Genomic DNA, 24,862 nt, shown 5'->3' on the forward strand with positions numbered 1-24,862 from the left:
CATCAGGAACGGATCATAAAGGGAAGGTAGCCCGGTGATATTTGTGCGCATGTGTCTCGTGCTGTTGGCGCTGAGCAGTTTTCCCCTCGGCGCACAGACGATTAAAGAGAGTTACGCGTTTGCCGTCATTGGCGAGCCGAAGTATGCCATTAACTTTAATCACTTCGATTACGTCAATCCGGCTGCGCCGAAAGGCGGCGCGGTGACGCTTTCTGCTATTGGCACCTTCGATAACTTTAACCGTTATGCGCTACGCGGCAACCCCGGCGTGCGTACAGAATCGCTTTATGATGCGCTCTTCACCACCTCGGACGATGAACCGGGCAGCTACTATCCGCTGATTGCCGAAAGCGCCCGCTACGCCGATGATTACTCATGGGTCGAAGTCAGCATGAACCCCCAGGCTCGCTTTCATGATGGAAGCCCCATTACCGCCCGCGACGTCGAGTTTACCTTCCACAAGTTTATGACCGAAGGTGTGCCGCAATTCCGTTTGGTCTACAAAGGCACGACTGTTAAAGCCATTGCGCCGCTCACGGTGCGTTTCGAACTGGGCAAACCGGGCAAAGAGGATATGTTGAGCCTTTTCTCCCTGCCGGTGATGCCAGAGAAATTCTGGCGCGACCACAAACTCAGCGATCCGCTCTCTACCCCACCGCTCGCCAGCGGCCCCTATCGCATTACCGACTGGCGGCTGGGGCAATATATTGTCTATTCACGAGAAAAAAATTACTGGGGCGCGAATTTGCCCGTCAACCGTGGCCGCTGGAATTTTGATACGCTGCGCTACGACTACTACCTTGATGACAATGTCGCCTTTGAAGCATTTAAGGCGGGTGCCTTCGATCTGCGTAACGAAGGCAGTGCCAAAAACTGGGCCACGCGCTATATCGGCAAAAACTTCGCCAATGGCTATATCGTGAAAGAGGCGCAAAAAAATGAGGCTGCTCAGGATACACGCTGGCTGGCGTTTAATATTCAGCGCCCGGTCTTTGCCGATCGTCAGGTACGTGAAGCCATCAGCATGGCCTTCGATTTTGAATGGATGAATAAGGCGCTGTTTTATCACGCCTACAGCCGCCCCGTCAGCTATTTCCAGAATACAGAGTACGCGGCGCGCCATTATCCGAATGCCGAGGAACTCACGCTGCTGGCTCCGATGAAAAAGGATCTTCCACCCGACGTCTTTACCACTATTTATCAGCCGCCCGTCTCAAACGGTGATGGTGCGAACCGCCAAAACCTGCTTAAAGCAGGCGAGCTGCTCACCCAGGCCGGCTGGGTGTTGAAAAATCAGCAGCGCGTAAATGAAAAAACGGGCCAGCCACTTCGCTTCGAACTGCTGGTCGCCTCTGGTGGGAATAACCAGTGGGTGCTGCCGTTCCAGCGCAATCTGAAGCGCCTCGGCGTCGATATGTCTATTCGCCAGGTCGATAACTCTCAGTTGCTCAGCCGCTTACGTAAACGCGATTACGATATGATGCCAAGCCTGTGGCGCGCCACGCCGTGGCCCAGCTCCGACCTGCAAATTTCCTGGTCATCCGAGTACATCAACTCAACCTATAACGCGCCCGGCGTCGCCAGCCCGGTCGTTGACACGTTAATCAATCAAATAATCCAGGCAAAAGGTGACGAGAAAAAATTGCTGCCGCTGGGTCGCGCGCTGGATCGCGTCTTAACCTGGAACTTCTACATGCTGCCGATGTGGTATATGGCGGAGGATCATGTGGCTTACTGGGATAAATTCTCACACCCACCGGTTCGCCCGCTCTATGCCAGCGGCTTTGACAACTGGTGGTATGACGTCAATAAAGCGGCGAAACTGCCGGAAGCCCGGCGTTAAGGAGAAGAGATGAGCGCCTATTTGCTCCGCCGCTTATTGCTGATTATCCCGACGCTGTGGGCAATCATCACGCTTAACTTTTTTATTGTTCAGATTGCCCCTGGCGGCCCGGTCGATCAGGCCATTGCCGCCGTTGAGTTCGGTAACCCCGGCGGCCTGCCCGGCACCGGCGGAGGCGGCTCGGGCGGCAGTCATGCACGCGCGGGCGTGGGTAATATCGCCGACAGCCAGTATCGCGGCGGGCGTGGCCTTGACCCGGAAGTGATCGCCGAAATTACTCAGCGCTACGGTTTTGATAAACCGCTGCACGAACGCTACGTCAAAATGCTGTGGGATTACATCCGCTTTGATTTCGGCAACAGCCTGTTTCGTAACGCCTCCGTTTTACAGTTAATGAAGGACAGCCTGCCCGTGTCGATTACGCTCGGCCTGTGGAGCACGCTGATTATTTACCTGGTGTCGATACCGCTGGGGATTCGCAAAGCGGTGCAAAACGGCAGCCGTTTCGACACCTGGAGTAGCGCACTGATTATTATTGGCTACGCCATTCCGGCGTTTCTGTTCGCTATTTTGTTGATCGTGTTCTTCGCTGGCGGCAGTTACTATGACCTGTTCCCGCTACGTGGGCTGGTATCGGCCAATTTCGACACGCTTCCCTGGTATCAGAAAATTACCGACTACCTCTGGCACATCACGCTGCCGGTGCTGGCGACGGTGATTGGCGGCTTTGCGGCGCTTACCATGCTGACTAAAAATTCGTTTCTGGACGAAATTCGCAAACAATACGTGGTCACCGCCCGCGCCAAGGGCGTCAGCGAGCACAACATCCTGTGGAAGCATATTTTTCGTAACGCCATGCTGCTGGTGATTGCCGGTTTTCCGGCCACTTTTATCAGCATGTTCTTTACCGGTTCGTTGCTGATCGAAGTGATGTTTTCACTGAACGGGCTGGGGCTTCTGGGTTATGAGGCAACCGTCTCACGCGATTACCCGGTGATGTTCGGTACGCTCTATATTTTTACCCTGATCGGCCTGCTGCTGAATATCGTCAGTGATATCACCTACACGTTGGTCGATCCACGCATCGATTTTGAGGGCCGGTGATGATGCAGTTAACCCCAATCAACCAGGCCCGCTGGGCGCGCTTTCGCCATAACCGTCGCGGTTACTGGTCGTTATGGATCTTTCTGATCATCTTCGTTTGCAGCATGTGCTCCGAACTCATCGCCAACGATCGTCCTTTGCTGGTGCAGTACAAAGGCAGCCTCTACGTGCCGCTGGTAAAAGAGTACAGCGAACAAACCTTTGGCGGCCAGTTCGCCACCGCCGCCGATTACCAGGATCCGTGGCTGCGTAAGCAGTTGAGCGAAAATGGCTGGGTGCTGTGGGCGCCGGTTCGCTACGGTGCAACAACCATCGACTTTAATACCGACCTCCCCTTCCCTTCGCCACCTTCTTCACAAAACTGGCTGGGCACCGACGCCAACGGCGGTGATGTGCTGGCGCGCATTCTCTACGGCACTCGCATCTCGATTTTGTTTGGCCTGATGCTGACGATTTGCTCCAGCGTAATGGGGGTAACAGCCGGCGCGATTCAGGGCTATTACGGCGGTAAGATTGACCTGTGGGGGCAACGCTTTATTGAGGTATGGTCCGGCATGCCGACGCTGTTCTTGATCATTTTGCTCTCAAGCGTCGTGCAACCGGGCTTCTGGTGGCTGCTGGCGATTACTGTCCTGTTTGGCTGGATGGCGCTGGTCGGCGTGGTGCGCGCGGAATTTTTACGCACGCGAAACTATGACTATATTCGCGCGGCACAGGCGCTTGGCGTCAGCGACCGCAGCATTATTTTCCGTCATATGCTGCCCAACGCGATGGTTGCCACCCTCACCTTCCTGCCGTTTATTTTATGCAGCTCCATTACCACGCTGACCTCGCTGGATTTCCTTGGCTTCGGCCTGCCATTGGGGTCGCCATCGCTGGGAGAACTGCTTTTACAGGGCAAAAATAACCTTCAGGCTCCGTGGCTTGGCATCACGGCATTTCTTTCCGTTGCTGTGCTGTTGTCGCTGCTGATTTTTATCGGCGAAGCCGTGCGCGACGCTTTTGATCCGAATAAGGCGGTTTAAGATGAGTCATCATCTGCTTGAGATAGACAATCTTTCCATCGCCTTTCGCAATCAGGGCGTCACACGTACTGTTGTTAGCGAGCTCTCATTACAGATTGACGCTGGTGAAACGCTGGCGCTGGTTGGTGAATCGGGCTCGGGAAAAAGCGTCAGCGCGCTCTCCATTTTGCGCCTGCTGCCTCAGCCGCCGGTGAGCTATCCTGGCGGCGATATCCGTTTTCAGGGCGAAACTCTGCTTCATGCCAGCGAACACACGCTGCGTGGCGTGCGTGGCAACCGCATTGCGATGATTTTTCAGGAGCCGATGGTCTCGCTGAACCCGCTACATACGCTGGAAAAACAGCTTTATGAAGTGCTCTCGCTGCATCGGGGGATGCGCAAAGAGCCTGCGCGGGCAGAAATCCTGGATTGCCTGGACAGGGTTGGCATTCGTAACGCGGCTAAACGGCTGGCGGATTATCCGCATCAGCTCTCCGGCGGCGAACGTCAGCGCGTGATGATTGCGATGGCATTGCTGACGCGTCCTGCCCTGCTGATCGCCGATGAGCCCACCACCGCGCTGGATGTATCGGTGCAGGCACACATTCTCACCCTGCTGCGCGAGCTAAAGCACGAGTTAGACATGGGCTTACTGTTTATCACCCATAACCTGAGCATTGTGCGCAAGCTGGCTGACCGGGTTGCGGTCATGCAGCAGGGCCGCTGCGTTGAACAGAATCGCGCTCAGACGCTGTTTGCCGCACCGGTGCACCCGTATACCCGCAGGCTGCTCGACAGCGAGCCGTCGGGCTCTCCGGTACCTTTACCGGAGGATGCCGCCACGTTGCTCAAGGTAAACGATCTCAGCGTCGAATTTCCGATACGTAAAGGCGTCCTGCGCCGCATCGTTGATAACAATCGTGTGGTGAACAATTTAAGCTTTACCCTGCGCGCGGGCGAAACGCTGGGGCTGGTAGGGGAATCGGGTTCAGGGAAGAGCACCACCGGGCTTGCGCTACTGCGGCTTATTGCCTCCAAAGGCGAGATTCAGTTTGCCGGGGAAATGTTGCAGGGCCGTAGCCGTAAGCAACTCCTGCCGCTGCGCCATCGCATTCAGGTGGTCTTCCAGGATCCGAACTCGTCGCTTAACCCGCGTCTGAACGCGCTACAGATTATTGAAGAAGGTTTACGGGTACACCACCCAGCGCTGTCGGCAATCGATCGCGAACAACGCGTCATTCAGGCCATGCAGGAAGTGGGGTTAGATCCGGACACACGTCAGCGCTATCCGGCGGAATTTTCCGGCGGCCAGCGACAACGTATCGCCATCGCGCGCGCCTTGATCCTGAAACCTGAATTGATCATCCTCGATGAACCCACGTCATCGCTCGATCGCACCGTTCAGGCGCAGATACTGACGCTATTAAAGGAATTGCAGAAAAAGTACCGGCTGGCCTATATCTTTATCAGCCACGACCTGCATGTGGTACGTTCGCTGTGTCACCAGGTGATTGTGCTGCGACAGGGAAAAGTGGTCGAACAGGGAGAGTGCCAGCGCATTTTCGCAGCACCAGAGCAGGATTACACCCGTCAGCTCATTATGCTGAGCTGACGATCAGAACGGATTATTGCCGGAGAAGGTTTCGGCAATCGCCACGCCAAAATTTTTCAGACGGCAGGTCGCGGCACATTCGTCCTGACGTTTTACAAACAGGCACGGCTCCCCTTCACACTCCAGAACGGAGCTTTCGAGCGAGATATCCGACAATGCCTGGCTTAAGGTATGCATCACCGGCCAGGCTTTATCACCGTCCGGGCTCAGCAGTTTCAGGGCCACCAGCGCATTTTCGTTGCTATCGCCACTTTGCGGAATCGGTTCAACTCTTGAACCTGCGAAACCCGCTGCCCAGCGATAATCCTGCGGCAGTCGATGTACTATAGAAAGCTGTAATGTCGTCACGTTCTTTTCCCCGGAAGCAATTTACTTCACAATTATTTTACATCCATATTAACACATTGTTGACAAATCGTCCTGCATCCAGAAAAAAACGCCTGCAACTCACGGCTTATTCATTGACTGAGTGATTATTTTTGTCGCGACAAGCGAATTGGGTGATGCTTTTCGGCGCTATATGTACCCGTTTCTGTGATCTAACACAACCTTTTTATCTACAACAATGTGACTTTTTACATTATTAGATTTTACATAAAAGAAACATACATAAGTACCACGAATAGTACTTCGGTTGATATGCATCAAAAAAAAGGGGCGAAAAATCGCCCCTTTATCAAAATGTTTGTACTACGCGCATTTTCGTCGACGGCTGGCGTAAAGCAGGAAAAAGAGTGAGCAACTGGCGCACAGCCCAATGGAGAGAATCATTGGCCAGGCTGAGTTGAACGTCGCCAGCGACAGCAGCGCACCAATGATAGCGCCAATGCCGAAACGGAAGGTTCCGGCGAGCGACGACGCCGTGCCTGCCATATGCGGGAACTCGTCAAGAATGACCGCCATCGCATTCGAGGAAACCATCGATACGCAGCCGACAAATACCGCAATGCCCAGCACCAGCGACCAGAACCCCACGTCCAGCAGCGCACACGCCACCATCCACACCGCCATAGCAAACTGTACCAATAACCCGGCACGGAACATGTTTAATGCCCCTACGCGGCGCACAATGCGGCTGTTGATGGTGGTCATGATGAACAGGAAGACGATATTCAGCGCGAAGTAGTAACCGAAATGCTGTGGCGAGACATGGTTCAGTTCAATATAAACAAACGGCCCGGCGCTCAAAAACGAGAACATCGCGGCAAAGCTAAAACCGCTCGCCAGCATGTAGGAAAGTACGCGTTTGTGACGGAACAGCGAGGCGAAGTTACCCAGTACCGTGCGCAAATGAAACGTCTGCCGCTTTTCAACGGGCAGCGTTTCCGCGATAAAGAACCAGATAGCCAGCGACGCCAGAATCGCCGCTGCGGCGAGGATCCAGAAAATCGCCCGCCAGCTAAACCAGACCAGCACCGCGCCCCCCGCCATCGGTGCGACCAACGGTGCAATGGTGGTAACCAGCATGACAAACGACATCATCCGCGAGAACTCTTCTTTAGGATAGATATCACGCATCAGAGCGTTAATCACCACGCTTGCCGCCGCAGCCGCCAGGCCGTGGAAGAAGCGCATCACAATGAGCTGATCGATGCTTTTTGACAGCGCGCAGGCAATGGCGGCAACCGCAAAAATCAGCGTCCCGCCCAGGATAACCGGCTTGCGGCCCAGGCTATCGGCCATCGGGCCATACAAAAGTTGCCCGAACGCGAACCCCAGTATGTACGTACTGAGGGTCATCTGTGCGCTACCCGCAGGCACGCCAAACTGTTGTGAAATAACCGGCAGCGCCGGGAGATACATATCAATAGAAAGCGGCATCAGCATGGCCAGAAGGCCAAGGATAAACACGATATTGAATGACGATGGCTGCCTGGATGTCACAAGTTACCTCAATGTTAGCGCGGCGGCAGGCCGACGCTTGCGATTTCTTCTTCGGTTAACGGACGGTATTCGCCCGGCTCAAGATCGTCGTCGAGCGCAATCTCACCGATACGCTCACGATGCAGACCCACCACGTGGTTGCCCACGGCGGCGAACATACGTTTCACCTGGTGATAACGACCTTCGCTGATGGTCAGTCGTACCTGCGTCGGGGTAATCACTTCCAGCACCGCCGGTTTGGTGAGATCTTTTTCGTTGTGCAGTTGAACGCCTTTGGCGAACTGCGCTGCGGTATCGTCGCTGACCGGGTTTTCCAGCGTCACGAGGTAGGTTTTTTCACAGTGGTGACGCGGTGAAGTGATGCGGTGCGACCACTGGCCGTCATCGGTCATCAGCACCAGACCGGTGGTGTCGATATCCAGACGACCAGCGGCATGCAGTTTGTGCGCCACAGGTTCATCAAGGAAATAGAGCACGGTAGGATGATCCGGGTCGTCGGTTGAGCAGACATACCCTTCCGGCTTGTTGAGCATAAAGTAGCGCGGGCCGTGCTGCTGGGCCAGAGGGTTCCCCTCATAAGCCACCTCATGTTCAGGAAGCAGTTTAAACGCCGTATCTCGCACAATTTCGCCATCCACGGTGATGTGGTTGCCGCGGATTTGACGCCCGGCAATAGCACGGCTGACGCCGAGTTGCTGAGCGATAAACTTATCAAGTCGCATGAAAATTTTTAGCCTGTATGATGCCGGGTGTCGGGCAACGCGCCCGAAAAATGGAGTAACAACAATCGAGTATAGACTCAAAATCATTCGAGTTGCTTCAAGGCGGCAAAGATGTGAACAAGTGCAGCCAACGCAGAAGCAGCTTGAAGGATGAAGAGTATAACGGGGTTGTTATACCACTCAAGTGAAAAGATTCGTGGCATACTAATCGCGAGCAAAACCAATAAACGAGCCCCATGACTTTTACACTTCGCCCCTATCAGCAGGAAGCCGTCGACGCCACGCTTAACCACTTTCGCCGCCATCAGCACCCTGCCGTGATTGTGCTGCCCACCGGCGCGGGTAAAAGCCTGGTGATTGCCGAACTGGCAAGACTGGCGCGTGGACGTGTGTTAGTACTTGCACATGTTAAGGAGCTGGTCGCGCAGAACCACGCCAAATATTGCGCGCTGGGTCTTGAGGCCGATATCTACGCGGCGGGCCTGAAGAAAAAAGAGAGCCACGGCAAAGTGGTGTTTGGTAGCGTGCAGTCCGTCGCGCGCAATCTTGACCATTTTCAGCGTGAATTTTCGCTGCTGATCGTCGATGAGTGCCACCGCATCAGTGATGATGACGACAGCCAGTATCAGCAAATCCTCACCCACCTGAAGAGCGTAAACCCCACCGTGCGCCTGTTAGGGTTGACCGCCACGCCCTTCCGCCTGGGAAAAGGCTGGATTTATCAGTTCCATTATCATGGTATGGTGCGGGGCGACGAAAAAGCCCTTTTCCGTGATTGCATCTATGAGCTGCCGCTGCGCTATATGATCAAACACGGCTACCTGACGCCACCCGAGCAGCTTGATATGCCGGTGGTGCAGTACGATTTCAGCCGCCTGCAGGCCAACAGCAACGGGCTGTTCAGCGAAACGGATCTCAATCGCGAACTGAAACAGCAAAAACGCATTACGCCGCACATTATCAGCCAGATTGAAGAGTTTGCTCAGGGCCGCAAAGGGGTGATGATTTTCGCGGCCACCGTTGAGCACGCGCGTGAAATCACCGGCCTGCTGCCCGCCAACGATGCGGCGTTGATTACCGGCGAAACGCCCGGCCCGATGCGCGATGAACTCATCGACGCCTTCAAGGCGCAGAAGTTTCGCTATCTGGTGAACGTATCGGTATTAACCACCGGCTTTGACGCCCCGCATGTCGATCTCATCGCTATCCTGCGCCCGACCGAATCAGTGAGTCTTTACCAACAAATTGTGGGTCGCGGCCTGCGCCTGTCACCGGGAAAAACGAGCTGCCTGATTCTGGACTACGCCGGAAACCCTCACGACCTCTACGCGCCGGAAGTCGGCGCGCCAAAAGGCAAAAGTGACAACGTACCTGTCCAGGTTTTCTGCCCCGGCTGCGGCTTTGCCAATACCTTTTGGGGCAAAACCACCGCTGATGGCACGTTGATTGAACACTTTGGCCGCCGCTGTCAGGGCTGGCTGGAAGATGACGAAGGGCACCGGGAACAGTGCGACTACCGCTTCCGCTTCAAAAACTGCCCACAGTGTAATGCGGAAAACGATATCGCCGCCCGCCGCTGTCGGGAGTGCGACACGGTGCTGGTCGACCCGGACGATATGCTGAAGGCGGCGCTGAAGTTAAAAGATGCGCTGGTACTGCGCTGTAGCGGCATGGTGCTTCAGGACGGCGCGGATGACAAAGGCGCATGGCTGAAAATCACTTACTACGATGAAGATGGCGCTGATGTAAGTGAGCGCTTCCGTCTGCACACACCAGCACAGCGTACCGCTTTTGAGCAACTTTTTATGCGCCCGCATACCCGAACGCCGGGCGTACCGTTACGCTGGATAACGCCTGCTGACATCATTGCCCAGCAGGCGCTGTTGCGTCACCCCGATTTCGTGGTAGCGCGTAAAAAAGGGCAGTTCTGGCAGGTACGCGAGAAAGTTTTTGATTATGAGGGGCGCTTCCGTCGCGCCAACGAATTGCGCGGATAAATGTCCTTTTGATTGATACGGCGCGCATTTAAGTATAAAATGCCGCCCGCTTTCACATCCGTGAAGCAGATCATTTACCTGCTGCTGGGTCGCCTGTAGCAGGAATAATTAAGAGAGATTTAAATGTTTACTATCAATGCAGAAGTACGTAAAGAGCAGGGTAAGGGTGCGAGCCGCCGCCTGCGCGCAGCTAACAAGTTCCCGGCTATCATTTATGGTGGCGAAGCTGCTCCGGTTGCAATCGAACTGGATCACGACAAACTGTGGAACATGCAGGACAAAGCTGAGTTTTACGCAGAAGTTGTTACCATCGTAATCGATGGCAAAGAAGAAAAAGTGAAAGTTCAGGCTGTACAGCGTCACGCTTACAAACCGAAACTGTCTCACATCGACTTCGTTCGCGCGTAATCGCTGACAAGTTGTGAAAAAGCCCCGCTTGCGGGGCTTTTTTGTGCACAGCGTTTATTTCCCGCCAACGCGGCGCTGAAGCTGATCGCGCAGGTTCGGCGGCGTACCTTTAATGGTCAGCGTATCCGTTGCCGGATCCCAGAAAATACGCTCGCCCAGCAGCAAAGAGTCGAAGTTAATCGTTAAACCGCCGCCGCTACCGGCAAACTTCGTCAGCTGACGCAGAGTGCTGCGATCTGCCGGGAAGCTCTCTTCCAGTTCATAGCCTTTTTCAGCCGTAAACTCGCTAAAGCTCACTTCACTCACGCCAGAAATCTCTTTGGAAAGGGATTCCAGTTCAATCTCTTCGCCCGCCTGCAACTGCTCATTACAGTAGTCGTAAACCTGCTGACGCACGGTCTGACGCTCGTTTTTATCAAGCTGCGCTTCGGCGGAGAAATCATCCAGCGCCTGCAACAGGCCACGGTTTTGCACTTTGGCGTTTAGCCCTTCGCTGGCACCGAGGAAATCCATAAAGAAATCCGCGACTTTACGCCCGACGCGCCCTTTCAGGAACGTCAGGTAACGGGTCGATTCCGGGTTGCTTTCCCACTCGGTTAAATCGATACGCGCCACGATATCCGCATGATTAATATCGAGATAGTGTGTCGAGCTGATATCCAGCTGTTCGTTGACGCGCATGCTGCTGAGATTATTCAGCACCGCCACCAGCAGGTATTCCACCGCCAGATATCGATAATGGCAAAACAGCACGATGCCGCCATCGGCAAACGGATACTTGGCCAGCTCATCGCGCAGACGGCCAGTCGCCGCCCGGCTGAATGCCAGAAAATCTTCTTCTCCCTGACGCTGCAGGCGCAACGCCTGGGCCAGCTCGCTTTCTTCATTAAACAGCCCGTAGGCCTTATTTTTAGCGCTGTAGACCCGATGCAGTTCCGCCATCATCTCTTCGACGGGCGCAGTGGGCTCCAGCAGCGAATCACGCAGTACCAGTTCAAGCGTCTGCTCATCGCGTTTGATAAGCTGGTGCAGCGCAATCTGGTCGATATCCAGACTCATGTTAAACTCTCCTTTTAGATCGGGTGTATTCAACCACCCCTTAGGCTGCTGTGCAACTTGCTCTTTCTTCTGACGCCCGATCCTTTCAACCCTGAGGAAAGGATGACGTTTAGGGCGAAAAAATGCGGAAAAAATGCTGGTGCTACGGTAATATATTGCCCTTCCATATAAAGACAGATTTGATTTATGCCACAACAATCCCGCTACAGTGATGAACACGTTGAACAACTGCTCAGTGAACTGGTCAACGTACTGGAACAACACAAGACTCCAACAGACCTCTCTTTGATGGTTCTGGGGAATATGGTGACGAACCTGATTAACAGCAGCGTCGCCCCGGCTCAGCGCCAGGCTATCGCCCGCTCGTTTGCTCAGGCGTTACAGTCTTCGATTAACGACGACCCGGCGCACTAAGGGATACACACAACAGTTTATGGTGACTCATCGTCAGCCCTACCGAGAAAAAGTCTCCCAGATGGTTAGCTGGGGGCACTGGTTTGCTATGTTCAACATGTTGTTGGCCATGGTGCTCGGCAGCCGCTATCTTTTTGTTGCCGACTGGCCGACAACGCTTACCGGTCGCGTCTACTCGTACCTGAGCCTTGTCGGGCATTTCAGCTTCCTGGTGTTCGCCGCCTATCTGCTGATTCTTTTTCCGCTGACGTTTATCGTCGGATCGCAGCGTTTAATGCGGTTCCTTTCCGCTATTCTGGCGACCGCCGGAATGACGCTGCTGCTAATCGATACTGAAGTTTTCACCCGCTTCCACCTGCACCTTAACCCGGTGGTGTGGGAGCTGGTTATCAACCCGGACCAAAATGAAATGGCCCGCGACTGGCAGCTGATGTTTATCAGCGTGCCGGTGATTTTACTTATCGAAATGCTGTTCGCCACCTGGAGCTGGCAAAAGCTGCGCAGTCTGATGCGCCGACGCCGCTACTTCCGCCCCGTCGCCTGGCTCTTTTTTGTGGCATTTATCAGTTCTCACGTAATGTACATCTGGGCTGATGCTAACTTCTATCGCCCAATTACCATGCAGAAAGCGAACCTGCCGCTCTCTTACCCAATGACCGCGCGCCGCTTCCTTGAAAAACACGGCCTGCTGGATGCGCAGGATTACCAGCGTCGTCTGGTTGAGCAAGGCGATCCGGAAGCCGTTTCGGTGCAATATCCCCTGAGCGAACTGCGCTATCGTGATATGGGCGCGGGGCAAAACGTCCTGCTGATCACCGTCGATGGCCTGAACTACTCACGCTTCGAGAAACAGATGCCATCACTGGCCCAATTTGCCAGTGAAAACGTCAACTTTACCCAGCACCTCAGCTCGGGTAATACGGCGGATAACGGTACCTTTGGCCTGTTCTATGGTATTTCCCCGGCTTATATGGATGGCGTGCTCTCGGCACGTATCCCGGCGGCGTTAATTACTGCACTGAACCAGCAGGGTTATCAGTTGGGCCTGTTCTCATCAGATGGCTTCAGTAGCCCGGTTTACCGTCAGGCACTGCTTTCGGACTTCTCTCTGCCGCCTGGCAAATCGCAAAGCGACCAGCAGACGGCAAACCAGTGGATTAACTGGCTGGGCCGCTACGCGCAGGAAGAAAACCGTTGGTTCTCGTGGGTCTCCTTTAACGGTACTAACCTCGATAACAGCCAGCAGCAAGGCTTCACCCGCCGTTATGCGGCCGCGGCATCCGATGTCGATACACAGATTAATCGTGTACTGAGCGCCCTGCGTGATTCCGGCAAGCTGGATAGCACAGTGGTCATTATTACCGCCGGTCACGGCGTGCCGCTGGGCGATGAACGTGAGCAGTTCGACTGGTCACGCGCGCGGCTTCAGGTTCCGCTGGTAGTCCACTGGCCGGGCACCCCGGCGCAGCGTATCGACGCCCTGACCGAACATAAAGACGTGATGACCACCCTGATGCAGCGTTTATTGCACGTCAGTACGCCGGCGAATGAATACTCGCAGGGTCAGGATCTCTTCAGCGCCACGCGTCGCCACGTCTGGGTGACCGCCGCAGATAACAACACGCTGGCGATTACGACCCCGCGCTTTACCGTCGTGCTCGACCACAATGGTCATTACCAGACGTGGAACAGCGACGGCGAGAAAGAGCGCGAGCAAAAACCTCAGTTGAGCCTGCTGTTGCAGGTACTGACCGAGGAAAAACGATTCATCGCTAACTGATTGATTACTTATGCATCAATCGCGCGATCGCTGACTTGCAATCAGCAACGAAAAGGGTACTATTGCCTCCACGTGTCGGCACGTAGCGCAGCCTGGTAGCGCACCGTCATGGGGTGTCGGGGGTCGGAGGTTCAAATCCTCTCGTGCCGACCAAAAAGATTTTCTGATACGTTTTTTAACGTTCAATACCCCTTAAGAGCCCGCATTCTCTCTGAGTTTGCGGGTTTTTTAATGCCTGCTTTTCGCCTCTCCTGCCAAAATGTGCCCCCGCTCACCAACTCCATCGAATGCACGGTTTGTCCTGTCTTACGTCATTTCTGTCCGTTGACTGAAAAGGGCTTCCGGCATGATATGAAGCCTCGAGTTTCATACCAGTCCGTCAGAGGCTGGAATCACCTGCAACCCGAGGATAAGAACAATGAGCCATCAGGTTACCCTACGCTTTGAAGACGGCGCGACGCATTTTATTCAGTGTCTTCCCGGTGAGTCTGTCGCCGATGCGGCGCTGCGCGCAAAAATTGCTATTCCACTCGACTGTCGTGACGGTGTGTGCGGCACCTGCAAAGCCACCTGTGAATCAGGCCAGTTTGTGCCTGGCGATTATGTGCCTGACGCCCTTTCTGATGATGAAGCGAATGCCGGACATGTACTGACCTGCCAGATGCGTCCGTTGAGCGATTGCGTGGTACAGATTGCCGCTACATCTGAAGCAGCGGGCATCAGCAGCACAGCCTTCACCGGGCGCATCACCGCGTGTGAAGCGCTCTCGCCCACTGCAATCACTTTCTCCGCCGAGGTGGAAAACCGCAGCGCTCTCCGCTTCCTGCCGGGTCAGTACGTCAATGTGCAGGTACCTGGCAGCACGCAAACGCGCTCCTACTCATTTAGCTCAGGCCCCTCGGCCAACGAAGTTTCCTTTCTGCTCCGCAATGTTCCGCAGGGTTTAATGTCCCGCTATCTTGCCGAGCGAGCTAAACCCGGCGACGCCATTACGTTTCGCGGGCCGATGGGCAGTTTCTACCTGCGCCCCATCGAACGCCCGCTTTTATTCCTCGCGGGCGGCACGGGACTTGCGCCGTTTTTGTCCATGCTGGATAAGATCGCTGAAGAAGGTGAAGTCACGCAGCCGATCCAGTTGATCTTCGGCGTCACCCACGACGAGGATCGGGTTGAACTGGCTCGGCTTGAAGAATACGCCCGGCGCCTGCCGAATTTTCGCTATCTCTGCACGGTCGCCAGCCCTGAAAGTTCATCGCCGCACAAAGGCTACGTGACTCAACATATTACTGCGTCGCAGCTTAACGGCGGCGATGTTGATATTTATCTCTGCGGGCCGCCGCCCATGGTGGAAGCCGTGCGGGACTGGCTGGCCGCAGAAGGCGTTATGCCGCGTAACTTCTATTATGAGAAGTTTGCCGGAGCCGGGCTGGTGGTGCAGACGGGGGAAGAACACATTGCCCCGCAAGACGTCGATGACACGTTTGATCTGCGTCTGGCGCTGGAGCTGGGCGCCGTACAACTCACCATGGGGCGCCTGTCAGGCGCACAGTTACTTGAGTTCCGCAGGCTGGCTGACGCTACCGCACCGTTTGTTATCGGTAAGCGTTTTAGCGATGTCACGCGCTACGCGCAGGCAAATCATGCGTTTCATCTGTTCCTGATTGAAGCCTCAAGAAATGCACCGCTGATCGCCCTCTATAAGCAACTCGCGGTGCAGGACTATATTGGCCGGGCGCTACGGGATGACATAGAGATCGTGGGTGATATCGTTCAGCAGCATCGGGATCTGGTTAACGCATTTGAGTATGGCGACATGAACGCCGCGCGAGAAATTATTGCCCAACACGCCCTTCATTCCAAAGCGACCATGAGCCGCGCACTGGGCAAAAAATCCGCACCTGCAGCTGTGGCGGCAGCGCCAGAACCGGAGCCCACACGCTGCCCGTTCTCGGCAATGGTTGAACAGCCCCCCTACTCTCATGAGCTGAGCTGGCCGCAGGAACTGCAGCCCTTCAAAGTGGTGGACGACGGTTCGCAGGGCGATCCGTACGAACATTATCGCTGGATGCGCGAGCATGCTCCGGTATTGCGCTGCCAGTCGGCCACCTCGGATGTCTGGTTCCTGTCGCGCTACGATGATGTCTGGCAGGCCATTCGCAACCCAAAACTCTTCTCATCAGAAGTGCTCAGCCCGCCGCCGCTCACTTTTCTGACGCTGTACGATGCGCCCGATCACACGCGTCTGCGCAAAATTGCTCAGCCCTCCTTTATGCCGTTGGCCATTGAGCCGTTTGCCGCCGAGATCGCGCGCCGCGCGGAGGTGTTAATTGATGCAATGATTGCCAAAGGCGGCGGCGATGTGGTGGAAGAGTTCGCCATTCCGCTCAGCATCGCCACCATCTCAGCAATGATCGATGTGCCAAATGAAGACGAAGAAAAGATGAAGTTCTGGTCGGACGAAACCTTCAGCTACTTCGGGCGCCTGGCGCGTAACGCCCCAGGCACCGGCACCGATGAACAAAGCGCCATGGCCTTCTTTGCCTATCTGAAAGACGCCATGGAGCGACTTTACCTCACAAATAGCCAGTCGATTGGGGGACATATCGCCCGCATGTGGAAGGAGGGTCTGCTCAGTGAAAAAGAAGCCAAAGAGCTGTGCGCCTTCGTCTTTATCGCCGGACACGACACCACCACCATTCTGGTCGCCAATGCGTTTCGCATGTTCGCAGAACACCCGCATCTGGTGCAGCGTATTCGCGATAATGAAGCGGATGCGGATAAATTTGTCGAAGAGGTAGCGCGCTATCGCGGTACCGTCCAGCGCGTCAGCCGCATGACCACTGAAGCCACCACCGTGGCAGGCGTTAAGTTACCCAAAGGTGCGGTGGTGCGATTGTTGCTCTCATCCGCCAATCGCGATAGCCGTAAATTCGCGGATGGCGAGACGTTTAATATCGACCGCGATACCACCGGTCATTTGGGTTTTGGCAACGGGATGCATAAATGTCTCGGTCAGCCGCTGGCGAAGCTTGAAACGCTGATCGCCACCCGATTAGTGGCACGTAAGGTCTCCGATATTGCGCTCGATCCCGCGCGGCCTATCGAGTATGTTCGCGGCAACAACCTGACTAACTCCGGGCCGGCACATTTATTTGTGAAACTGCGTTAATCGGCCAAACCGGCTTTCTTTAAGGAAGCCGGTTTTCTCTGTGATAACCGCCCCTGCTCGCGCAGACGATACTCCGTTGGCCGCAGGCCAGTTTGCTTGCGAAAGAAGCGACCAAAATAGGCTTCATCGCGAAATCCTAATTCCGCTGAGATTTGCTTCACGCTAAAAGAGGAGTAGACCAGCAGACGCTGCGCTTCATGTACGGCACGCCGGTCGATAGCTTCAATCGCTGAAATACCAAAGGCTTCGCGACAGATTCGCGTCAGTTGCCCGGTCGAAATCCCCATTGCCGCCGCATAGTGAGCAACGGATTGTCGCTGCCGACAGCGTTCATCGAGTAAAGCACGAAAACGTTCAATTCTGGCAACCAGCGCCGCCCTTGCCGGGTTGCCCGCCAGCTCCGCTTTTTCACTCAAACGCGCGATCTGCACAAATAGCGCGACAGTGAGCGCCAGCCCGGCGGTGTATTGCCATCGCTCGCTGTTCTCCGCTTCCCGGCCAATCGCGTCAAAAAGTGTTTCAAGACGCACCCCTCGCCGGTGGGCGACGTCAACCGTCAACACCGCGGGCGTGCGCACAAAGTCCAGTAAATCCGGCGCGGCGGTCAGCGCGACCGATTCGATTGCCGATTGCGCCGTGGTAATGACATGACCATCGATATCTTCGCAAAAACGAAAACCGTGTACCGCGCGAGCGGGAATAACGACCAGAGACGGCGCGTTAAAGGCCCACACCTCGCCGTCAATGGTGGCTTCGCCGCTGCCGCGCGTAACATACAGGGTCTGAATCAGAACATCATGGAAATGGGGCTCAATAGCAAAACCAAAGCGGCTGGCGCGCGAGGGTATGCGCTCATAGTGCACCATATCCAGCGACGACTGCCCGGCATCTGCGCCATAGAGCGCGTAGTTAGGCAGCCCACGACGACGCGGCCAGTCAATTAACATCGGTCACCCGGAAATCTGAATGAAAGACTTTTTTATAGGCAGGAATTCCGTATCCCGCCTGCCAGAGTGTCTAAAACCTCGATTCAGCCCCGGATTTCGTGAAACACGCCCTTCAGTGCCAGATGCTGCAACAGCATGATGGTTTTCCCGTCGACGATTTCACCGCGCGTAATCGCCGCCAGCGCCTGTTCAAAAGGCCACTCCAGCACCTCAATGTCTTCGCCCTCTTCCGCCAGCCCACCACCGTCACCGGTACGGTCGCGCTCGCTATATTCCGCGATGAAAAAGTAGAGTTTCTCCGTGACCGAGCCAGGGCTCATGTAGGCTTCAAACACCTTTTCCAGGTGGCTCACTTTAAAGCCGGTTTCTTCTTCTGCCTCCGCCAGAATGCGCGCTTCTGGCGACGCTTTATCCAGCAGACCGGCTGCCGCCTCGATCAGCAAACCTGAATGGCCGTTCACTGAAACCGGGAAGCGAAACTGTCGGGTCATCACCACGCTTTTTTTCTCGCGGTTATAGAGCAGGATGGTCGCGCCATTGCCCCGGTCATAGACCTCACGGCTTTGTGTCTGCCAGCTGCCGTCGCGGCGCTGTACATCGAAGGTATATTTTTTTAATACGTACCAGTTATCAGACAGAAGCTGTTCCTGAACGTTGCGAAGGTGTGGTGTGTTATTGTGCATTTTTATTCCTCAGGTGAATGACAAAAACGATAATGTCATGCACAATCGTGCAACATCAAGAAAAAACGTGAAGAGAAATATTCATGCTCGCCAGCCAACGTAAAAAAGTGATCCTCGAACTGCTTGCACAACATAAGCAGGTTTTATCTCGCGAACTAAGCCAAAAGTTCATGATTTCAGAGGACTCTATCCGGCGGGATTTACGTGAACTGGCGGCTGAAGGTCTGCTGCAACGCGTTCACGGTGGCGCACTGCCCGCGTCAGCCGCAACAGCCCCAATCGAAACACGCAAAAACGTGCAAAACCGTTCAAAACAGAAAGTGGCGGAAAAAGCGGTAAAACTGATACAACCAGGTCAGGTGGTGATGATTGATGGCGGAACCACGGCACACGAACTGGTGGCGCGCATACCGCAGGATATCGCGTTTACTGTGGTCACCCACAGCCCGGGCATTGCCGTCAGCCTGGTCGATCACCCTCAGGTTGAAGTGATCGTCATTGGCGGGAGATTGTTTAAACACTCGGTTGTGACAGTGGGATCGGCAATGATCGATGCCATCAGCCATATCAATGCCGATCTGTTTTTTATGGGCGTGACAGGTATTCACGCCAGGGCCGGTTTTACCACGGGTGATTACGAAGAAGCCTGTGTGAAACGCGCACTGTCGCAATGCGCGGCAGAAACCGTGGTCATGGCCTCGGCTGAAAAGATGAGCGCCGCTTCTGCTTTTGCCATCGGCCCGCTTTCCCTTGCCAGCACAATCATCATTGATGGTGAACCCGATGCCGCTTTACGCGAAGCGTGCGCAAAACAGCAGATTGCGCTGCTTTGATAAAGGTAGTGATAAACGCCGTTTTCAGATTAATACGCAAAACAGTTCACTACTCTTAATGCAAAAATCAGTAAATGGCACTTAACATTCACGACAATGATGATAATCTTGCCAATGAACTACTGATAAAAAGGATTCACAGTGAAAAACACATTTACGCTCGCTGCTTTACTACTGACCGCTGTTTCGCTTTCTGCCACGGCGGCGGAGCAACCGCTGGAAAAAGTTGCGCCTTATCCGCAAGCGGAAAAAGGCATGAAGCGCCAGGTGATTCAGTTACCTGCGCAGCAGGATGAATCAGCGCTGAAAGTTGAGCTGATGATTGGTAAAACGCTGGAAGTTGACTGTAACCGTCACCGTCTGGGTGGCAAGCTGGAAAGCAAAACGCTGGAAGGTTGGGGATACGACTACTACGTCTTTGACAAAGTGGGCGAGCCGGTCTCCACCATGATGGCCTGCCCGGATAAAACGAAGACCAAACAGTTCGTTGCGGCGTATCTCGGTGACGACGGCATGCTGCGTTACAACAGCAAACTGCCGATCGTGGTCTACACCCCGGATAACGTGGAAGTTAAATACCGCGTCTGGAAAGCCGAAGAAGAAGTGCATAACGCGGTAGAGCGTTAATAACGTGCCCTTGTTGATGCCGGATGCGGCGTGAACGCCTTATCCGGCCTACAAAATCATACAAATTCAATATATTGCAGTTTGTATGTAGGCCTGATAAGCCTAGCGCATCAGGTATTGACTCTCTGCAAGAAGCCCCGACATTCGGGGCTTTTTATCATTTACAGCGCAATATCCGCCATCTCATTCACCACCACCGGCTGCGATTTGGTCTGCGGTTGCGGGGTAGGATCGGCATCACGAACCGGCACATAGCTCAGTTCCAGCACTTCGCTGGTGTGCGCCAGAGTCTCTTCGATGGCCTGCGGATGTTCGTTCAGGCGCGAGCCATACGTTGGCACCACCGCCTTGATTTTTGCCTGCCAGGCTGCGGTCTGCATTTTCTCGTGGAACACTTTTTCCAGTAGTTGCAGCATGATTGGCGCAGCGGTCGAAGCGCCCGGTGACGCGCCGAGCAGTGCCGCGACAGTACCGTCATCGTCGCTTACCACTTCTGTGCCCAGACGCAGAACGCCACCTTTCTGTGCATCGCGTTTGATAATCTGCACGCGCTGCCCGGCCTGCCACAAGCGCCAGTCACCTTTCTGCGCCATCGGGTAGTATTCACGTAACGCGGCGTGACGATCTTTATCTTTCTGAAGAACCTGGCTGACCAGATATTTCACCAGATCGAAATTGTCCATCCCGACGTTGATCATCGGCATGATGTTCGACTTGTTGATCGATGCCAGCAGATCCCAGAGCGAACCGTTTTTCAGGAAACGCGTTGAGAAGGTCGCAAATGGCCCGAACAGAATGACGCGTTTGCCGTCAATCACGCGGGTATCAATATGCGGCACCGACATCGGCGGCGCGCCAACATCGGCCTGGCCATACACTTTCGCCAGATGATGGTTCACCACGTCCGGGTTTTCGCACACCAGGAACTGACCGCCAACCGGGAAGCCGGCATACTCTTTCGCCTGGGGGATTTTCGTTTGTTGCAGCAGTTTCAACGCCGCGCCGCCCGCGCCGATAAAGATGAATTTGGCTTTAATTGTGCGTTTCGCGTGGCTGTTATTGGCGTCAGAAACGGTGACAGTCCAGCTCTTGTCTGCATTCTGGCGGAAACGACGCACTACCGTATTAAGCTGCAGATTGAAGTTTTTATGCATCTGCAGCGACGAAATTAGCTGGCGGGTGATTTCACCGTAGTTCACGTCTGTACCGGCTTCAGTGCGCGTCGCGGCAATTTTCTGCTGCGGATCGCGCCCTTCCATCACCAGCGGTGCCCACGCTTTAATCTGTTCATGGTCTTCGGAATAGCGCATCCCGCGGAACAGCGGGTTCTGCTGCAGCGCACGGTAGCGCGCACGCAGGAAATTGACGTTAGCATCGCCCCAGACAAAGCTCATGTGCGGGACGGTGTTGATAAAGGATTTCGGCTGCGTAAGAACGCCGCGTTTCACCTGATGCGCCCAGAACTGGCGAGAGACCTGGAACGCTTCGTTGATGTCGATAGCTTTTTCAATGCTGACGGAACCATCCGCTTTTTGCGGCGTATAATTCAGCTCCATCAGTGCGGAGTGGCCAGTGCCTGCGTTGTTCCAGCCGTTGGAACTCTCTTCCGCAACGCTTTCCATCTGCTCAACCATGGTGATCGACCAGTTCGGTTCCAGCTCTTGCAGCCAGGTACCCAGCGTAGCGCTCATAATACCACCACCGATCAACAAAACATCCGTCTCGTGTATAACGCGGGAGTTGGTTTTGGCCACAACAGAAGCAGTATCGGAACCCGCTTTCTGTGCATTGGGTACAGCTGTCTTTTTCTTCATTGTAGGGAGGCCTTACTTGAGATGCGATTTGTTACACGCAGGTAAAAACAATTCGTGGCTATACGGTATCACCAGCAACATAAAATTTAAATATTGTTTAAATTTTAAGTTGTGTTTTGAGACCTGTTATCAAAATGTTTAATAAATGTATACACGAATTAAATTTTTGTATTGGCATTCTGTGACATAGAGCGGTAAACTGCTCCGTTTTGTGATAAATAGCACGAAAGTACGGCTTATAGAAAACCGGCTATCGATAACCAGTGAAGATCCCATGTCAGACACCTCTTTTGCTTCCCAGGATGGCCGCATCCTTTCTGTTATGCGCTCGCCCAAACTACTGCTGCGTGAAACACTGGCTGGCGTGATTACCGCACTGGCGCTGATCCCCGAAGTCATCTCCTTTTCCGTCATTGCCGGTGTCGATCCTAAAGTCAGTTTGATCGCCTCGGTCGTGCTTTGTCTGGCGATGTCATTTCTGGGCGGGCGTCCGGCGATGGTCACCGCCGCGGCCGGTTCCGTGGCGTTGGTCATCGGGCCGATGGTGCATCAACACGGCGTCGGTTACATCCTCCCCGCCGTGGTGATGGCTGGCGTGATTCAAATTCTGTTTGGTCTGTGCGGTATGGCGCGATTGATGCGTTTTATTCCGCAGCCGGTAATGACCGGTTTTGTTAACGCGCTAGGAGTGCTGATCTTCTTTGCCCAGGTGCCGCACTTCTGGAGCCGTAATCCGCTGATTATTGCGCTTTTCGTCGCGACCCTGCTGATTGTGCTGTGGGCACCGCGGGTGATTAAAAGCGTGCCATCACCGCTGATTGCCATTGTGCTGTTAACGTTATTTACCGTCACCAGCGGTCAGCTACTGCCCACCGTTGGCGATGAAGGTTCGATGAGCGGCGGCCTGCCGGGTCTGACGCAATTACTGGTGCCGCTGAATCTCGACACCCTGAACATTATCTGGCCTTGTGCGCTAAGCATCGCATTCGTCGGGTTGATGGAGTCGTTACTCACGGCAAAGCTTGTCGATGATTTGACCGCAACGCCGTCAAACAAAGCGCGGGAAAGCGCCGGGCTTGGCATCGCTAACATCCTGGCAGGGTTTTACGGCGGCATTGCCGGCTGTGCGATGATTGGTCAGACGATTGTCAACATCGAGATGGGGAAAGGCCGCAGTCGCCTATCCACCATCATGGCGGGGTTGGTGCTACTGCTATTGGTGACAGCATTAAGCAACGTAATGGCTGATATTCCGATGTCGGTGCTGGCCGGAATTATGGTGATTGTGGCGTTCAAAACCTTTAGCTGGCATAGCATTCAGCCCGCTACGCTGAAACGCGCGCCGTGGCCGGAAACCGTGGTGATGGTGGTCACGGTCGCGGCAACCGTCAGCACCGGTAATCTGGCGATTGGCGTTCTGGCGGGCGTGGTTTGCATGGTGCTCATCCCTGCCCGCCTGAAAGCGAAACTGGCTGCTAAAGCAGAAAAATCGTCGCCAGCCCAAGGAAAATAAAGAAGCCGCCGGTGTCGGTGATGGCGGTGATCATCACGCTGGAGCCCACCGCCGGATCGCGGCCAAACTTCACCATGATCATCGGGATCAGTACGCCCATCAGCGCCGCCACCAGCAGGTTCAATACCATCGCCAGCGTCATCACCGCACCCAGGTGCGGGTCGCTGTAAAGCAGCCAGGTGACGCAGCCCATGATCCCGCCCCACACCAGGCCGTTAATCAACGCCACGCCCATTTCACGCAGGATCAGAAACGAAAAGTTACCCGGCTGGATCTGCTGTAGCGCCAGCGCGCGCACGATCATCGTAATCGTCTGGTTCCCGGTGTTACCACCAATTCCCGCGACAATCGGCATCAGCGATGCCAGCGCCACCAGCTGCGAAATGGTGTGCTCAAAGCCATCAATAACGCGCGACGCGATAAATGCAGTGCAGAGGTTGATCGCCAGCCACGCCCAACGGGTTTTCACCGCTTTGGTCACTGGCGCAAACACATCTTCTTCGGCACTCAGGCCGCCCATGCGACGCAGATCGCTGTCCGTCTCTTCGTACACCACGTCGACGATCTCATCGATGGTCAAACGCCCCATCAGCTTGCCCTGCTGGTCGATAACGGCGGCGCTGACCAGGTTGTCACGTTCGAAGGTACGCGCCACCTTTTCCGACTCTTCTTCCGGGTGGAAAGCCACCGGCTCGGACTCCATCACCGCCTCAACGGTGCTTTGCGCCGGGCTGAGCAAAATGGTGGTCAATTCCAGTTCGCCCACCAGCGTCATATCCCGCCGGGTGACGAACAGTTTATCGGTGTTTTCCGGCATTTTTCCCAACCGGCGCAGGTAGCGCTGCACGGTCGCCAGCGTCACTTCCGGGCGTACGGTAATGACTTCGAACTCCATGATCGAGCCGACGCGATCGTGGGCATAGTTCATCACCTGACGCACGCGAGCGCGCTCGGACGGCGGGAGCGTTGCCAGCAGGCGGCCGGTTAAATCGCGCGGCAGATGCTGAACCAGGTAAATCTGTTCATCGATGTCCAGCGTTTGCAGTGCATCGAGCAACGCCCGGTCGCTCATATCGTCAATGAGGTCGTCCCAGACGTTCTCCGATGCTTCAAGCAACACTTTGCCGCGTTTGTCATCTTCCACCACGTTCCACAACGCGTGACGTTCATCGGAGGGCAATGCCTCCAGCACGTCCGCCAGGTCCGGGCCAGGAAGATGCGCCACCAGCGCACTGACTTCCGCGAGATCGTCAATGAGCGTACTTTCATCGTACTGCTCAGCGAGGGTGAGTTTGCCCAGCAGGACAGAGGTAATCGCTTTATCGGTGGTTAAGAGCCAGATAAGACGCGCGCGCTCTTCATCGCGCAGCTTCGCGCTGTTTTTCATTATTGCGGACATTGCCGGTCATCCTTTCGGTCATCTGAATGCCCGGCAGGTCAGCCGGGAGC

At 54.8% G+C, this 24,862-nt stretch carries 20 protein-coding genes, 1 tRNA gene and 1 pseudogene; 14 read left to right on the forward strand and 8 right to left on the reverse strand.

Going from position 1 to position 24,862, the window contains the following annotated elements:
* Positions 1-37: 37 nt before the first annotated feature.
* Genes DBY68_RS00700 through yejF form a run of 4 tightly spaced genes read left to right on the forward strand, consistent with a single transcriptional unit; the run spans position 38 to position 5,563 of the window.
* The gene (locus tag DBY68_RS00700) at positions 38-1,843 is read left to right on the forward strand and encodes an extracellular solute-binding protein (RefSeq protein ID WP_108473780.1); all 1,806 of its coding nucleotides are present in this window, start codon (positions 38-40) and stop codon (positions 1,841-1,843) included.
* A gap of 9 nt (positions 1,844-1,852) precedes the next feature.
* Positions 1,853-2,947, forward strand: a complete 1,095-nt coding sequence (locus tag DBY68_RS00705) for a microcin C ABC transporter permease YejB (protein ID WP_108473640.1) — start codon at positions 1,853-1,855, stop codon at positions 2,945-2,947.
* On the forward strand, positions 2,947-3,972 hold the full coding sequence (locus DBY68_RS00710) for a microcin C ABC transporter permease (protein WP_108473639.1): 1,026 nt from the start codon (positions 2,947-2,949) through the stop codon (positions 3,970-3,972). The genes DBY68_RS00705 and DBY68_RS00710 overlap by 1 nt, the downstream gene beginning before the upstream one ends.
* 1 nt (position 3,973) lies before the next feature.
* The gene (gene yejF, locus DBY68_RS00715; protein WP_108473638.1) at positions 3,974-5,563 is read left to right on the forward strand and encodes a microcin C ABC transporter ATP-binding protein YejF; all 1,590 of its coding nucleotides are present in this window, start codon (positions 3,974-3,976) and stop codon (positions 5,561-5,563) included.
* Positions 5,564-5,566: 3 nt separating this feature from the next.
* Here the strand turns inward: yejF and DBY68_RS00720 are convergent, their stop codons facing one another.
* The 3 genes from DBY68_RS00720 to rsuA all read right to left on the reverse strand — a co-directional run bounded on the left by DBY68_RS00720 (position 5,567) and on the right by rsuA (position 8,169).
* Positions 5,567-5,911, reverse strand: a complete 345-nt coding sequence (locus tag DBY68_RS00720) for a YejG family protein (RefSeq protein WP_108473637.1) — start codon at positions 5,909-5,911, stop codon at positions 5,567-5,569.
* A 342-nt stretch (positions 5,912-6,253) separates the two neighbouring features.
* Complete coding sequence (locus tag DBY68_RS00730; RefSeq protein WP_108473636.1) at positions 6,254-7,447, reverse strand: Bcr/CflA family multidrug efflux MFS transporter; 1,194 nt, start codon at positions 7,445-7,447, stop codon at positions 6,254-6,256.
* Between the two features lie 14 nt (positions 7,448-7,461).
* A complete protein-coding gene (gene rsuA, locus DBY68_RS00735) occupies positions 7,462-8,169 on the reverse strand; it encodes a 16S rRNA pseudouridine(516) synthase RsuA (RefSeq protein ID WP_108473635.1) in 708 nt (235 codons plus the stop codon).
* Between the two features lie 236 nt (positions 8,170-8,405).
* Between rsuA and DBY68_RS00740 the strand changes: the two genes are divergently transcribed.
* Together DBY68_RS00740 and rplY are read left to right on the forward strand one after the other, a co-directional pair.
* The gene (locus DBY68_RS00740) at positions 8,406-10,166 is read left to right on the forward strand and encodes a DEAD/DEAH box helicase (protein WP_108473634.1); all 1,761 of its coding nucleotides are present in this window, start codon (positions 8,406-8,408) and stop codon (positions 10,164-10,166) included.
* Positions 10,167-10,289: 123 nt separating this feature from the next.
* On the forward strand, positions 10,290-10,574 hold the full coding sequence (gene rplY, locus DBY68_RS00745) for a 50S ribosomal protein L25 (RefSeq protein ID WP_015963705.1): 285 nt from the start codon (positions 10,290-10,292) through the stop codon (positions 10,572-10,574).
* A 54-nt stretch (positions 10,575-10,628) separates the two neighbouring features.
* Here the strand turns inward: rplY and yejK are convergent, their stop codons facing one another.
* Positions 10,629-11,633 (reverse strand): nucleoid-associated protein YejK, encoded by a 1,005-nt coding sequence (gene yejK / locus DBY68_RS00750; RefSeq protein WP_108473633.1) that lies wholly within the window; start codon positions 11,631-11,633, stop codon positions 10,629-10,631.
* Between the two features lie 186 nt (positions 11,634-11,819).
* Between yejK and DBY68_RS00755 the strand changes: the two genes are divergently transcribed.
* The 4 genes from DBY68_RS00755 to benC all read left to right on the forward strand — a co-directional run bounded on the left by DBY68_RS00755 (position 11,820) and on the right by benC (position 16,996).
* On the forward strand, positions 11,820-12,047 hold the full coding sequence (locus tag DBY68_RS00755; protein ID WP_108473632.1) for a YejL family protein: 228 nt from the start codon (positions 11,820-11,822) through the stop codon (positions 12,045-12,047).
* Positions 12,048-12,066: 19 nt separating this feature from the next.
* Positions 12,067-13,827 (forward strand): LPS biosynthesis-modulating metalloenzyme YejM, encoded by a 1,761-nt coding sequence (gene yejM / locus DBY68_RS00760; protein ID WP_108473631.1) that lies wholly within the window; start codon positions 12,067-12,069, stop codon positions 13,825-13,827.
* Positions 13,828-13,903: 76 nt separating this feature from the next.
* Positions 13,904-13,980: transfer RNA gene (locus DBY68_RS00765), tRNA-Pro, on the forward strand.
* A gap of 265 nt (positions 13,981-14,245) precedes the next feature.
* Positions 14,246-16,996 carry a benzoate 1,2-dioxygenase electron transfer component BenC gene (gene benC / locus DBY68_RS23240; RefSeq protein ID WP_108473630.1) on the forward strand — a complete coding sequence of 917 codons (2,751 nt, stop codon included), beginning with the start codon at positions 14,246-14,248 and terminating at the stop codon, positions 16,994-16,996.
* On the opposite strand, the gene DBY68_RS00775 is transcribed toward benC, so the two are convergent.
* Complete coding sequence (locus DBY68_RS00775) at positions 16,993-17,943, reverse strand: helix-turn-helix domain-containing protein (protein ID WP_108473629.1); 951 nt, start codon at positions 17,941-17,943, stop codon at positions 16,993-16,995. The genes benC and DBY68_RS00775 overlap by 4 nt on opposite strands.
* Positions 17,944-18,026: 83 nt before the next feature.
* A complete protein-coding gene (locus DBY68_RS00780) occupies positions 18,027-18,626 on the reverse strand; it encodes an NUDIX domain-containing protein (protein ID WP_108473628.1) in 600 nt (199 codons plus the stop codon).
* 83 nt (positions 18,627-18,709) lie between these two features.
* On the opposite strand from DBY68_RS00780, the gene DBY68_RS00785 reads away from it, so the two are divergent.
* The 3 genes and pseudogenes from DBY68_RS00785 to DBY68_RS23195 form a co-directional block, all read left to right on the forward strand.
* A complete protein-coding gene (locus DBY68_RS00785; protein ID WP_108473627.1) occupies positions 18,710-19,459 on the forward strand; it encodes a DeoR/GlpR family DNA-binding transcription regulator in 750 nt (249 codons plus the stop codon).
* 141 nt (positions 19,460-19,600) lie between these two features.
* Complete coding sequence (gene eco / locus DBY68_RS00790; protein WP_015963697.1) at positions 19,601-20,086, forward strand: serine protease inhibitor ecotin; 486 nt, start codon at positions 19,601-19,603, stop codon at positions 20,084-20,086.
* A gap of 18 nt (positions 20,087-20,104) precedes the next feature.
* A pseudogene (locus DBY68_RS23195) lies at positions 20,105-20,200 on the forward strand (hypothetical protein); the annotation flags it as partial.
* Positions 20,201-20,247: 47 nt separating this feature from the next.
* Here the strand turns inward: DBY68_RS23195 and mqo are convergent.
* Entirely contained in the window at positions 20,248-21,900 is a 1,653-nt protein-coding gene (mqo, locus tag DBY68_RS00795) for a malate dehydrogenase (quinone) (RefSeq protein WP_108473626.1), read from the reverse strand.
* A gap of 274 nt (positions 21,901-22,174) precedes the next feature.
* Here mqo and DBY68_RS00800 point away from each other — a divergent pair, with 274 nt between their 5' ends.
* Positions 22,175-23,413: a SulP family inorganic anion transporter gene (locus DBY68_RS00800; protein ID WP_108473625.1), complete on the forward strand. Its 1,239-nt coding sequence runs from the start codon at positions 22,175-22,177 to the stop codon at positions 23,411-23,413.
* Here DBY68_RS00800 and mgtE read toward each other — a convergent pair.
* Positions 23,376-24,812, reverse strand: a complete 1,437-nt coding sequence (gene mgtE / locus DBY68_RS00805; protein ID WP_108473624.1) for a magnesium transporter — start codon at positions 24,810-24,812, stop codon at positions 23,376-23,378. The genes DBY68_RS00800 and mgtE overlap by 38 nt on opposite strands.
* Positions 24,813-24,862 lie beyond the last annotated feature (50 nt).

Origin of the sequence: Pseudocitrobacter sp. RIT415, from assembly GCF_003057695.2 — a bacterium.
GTDB classification, from domain to species: domain Bacteria; phylum Pseudomonadota; class Gammaproteobacteria; order Enterobacterales; family Enterobacteriaceae; genus Pseudocitrobacter; species Pseudocitrobacter faecalis.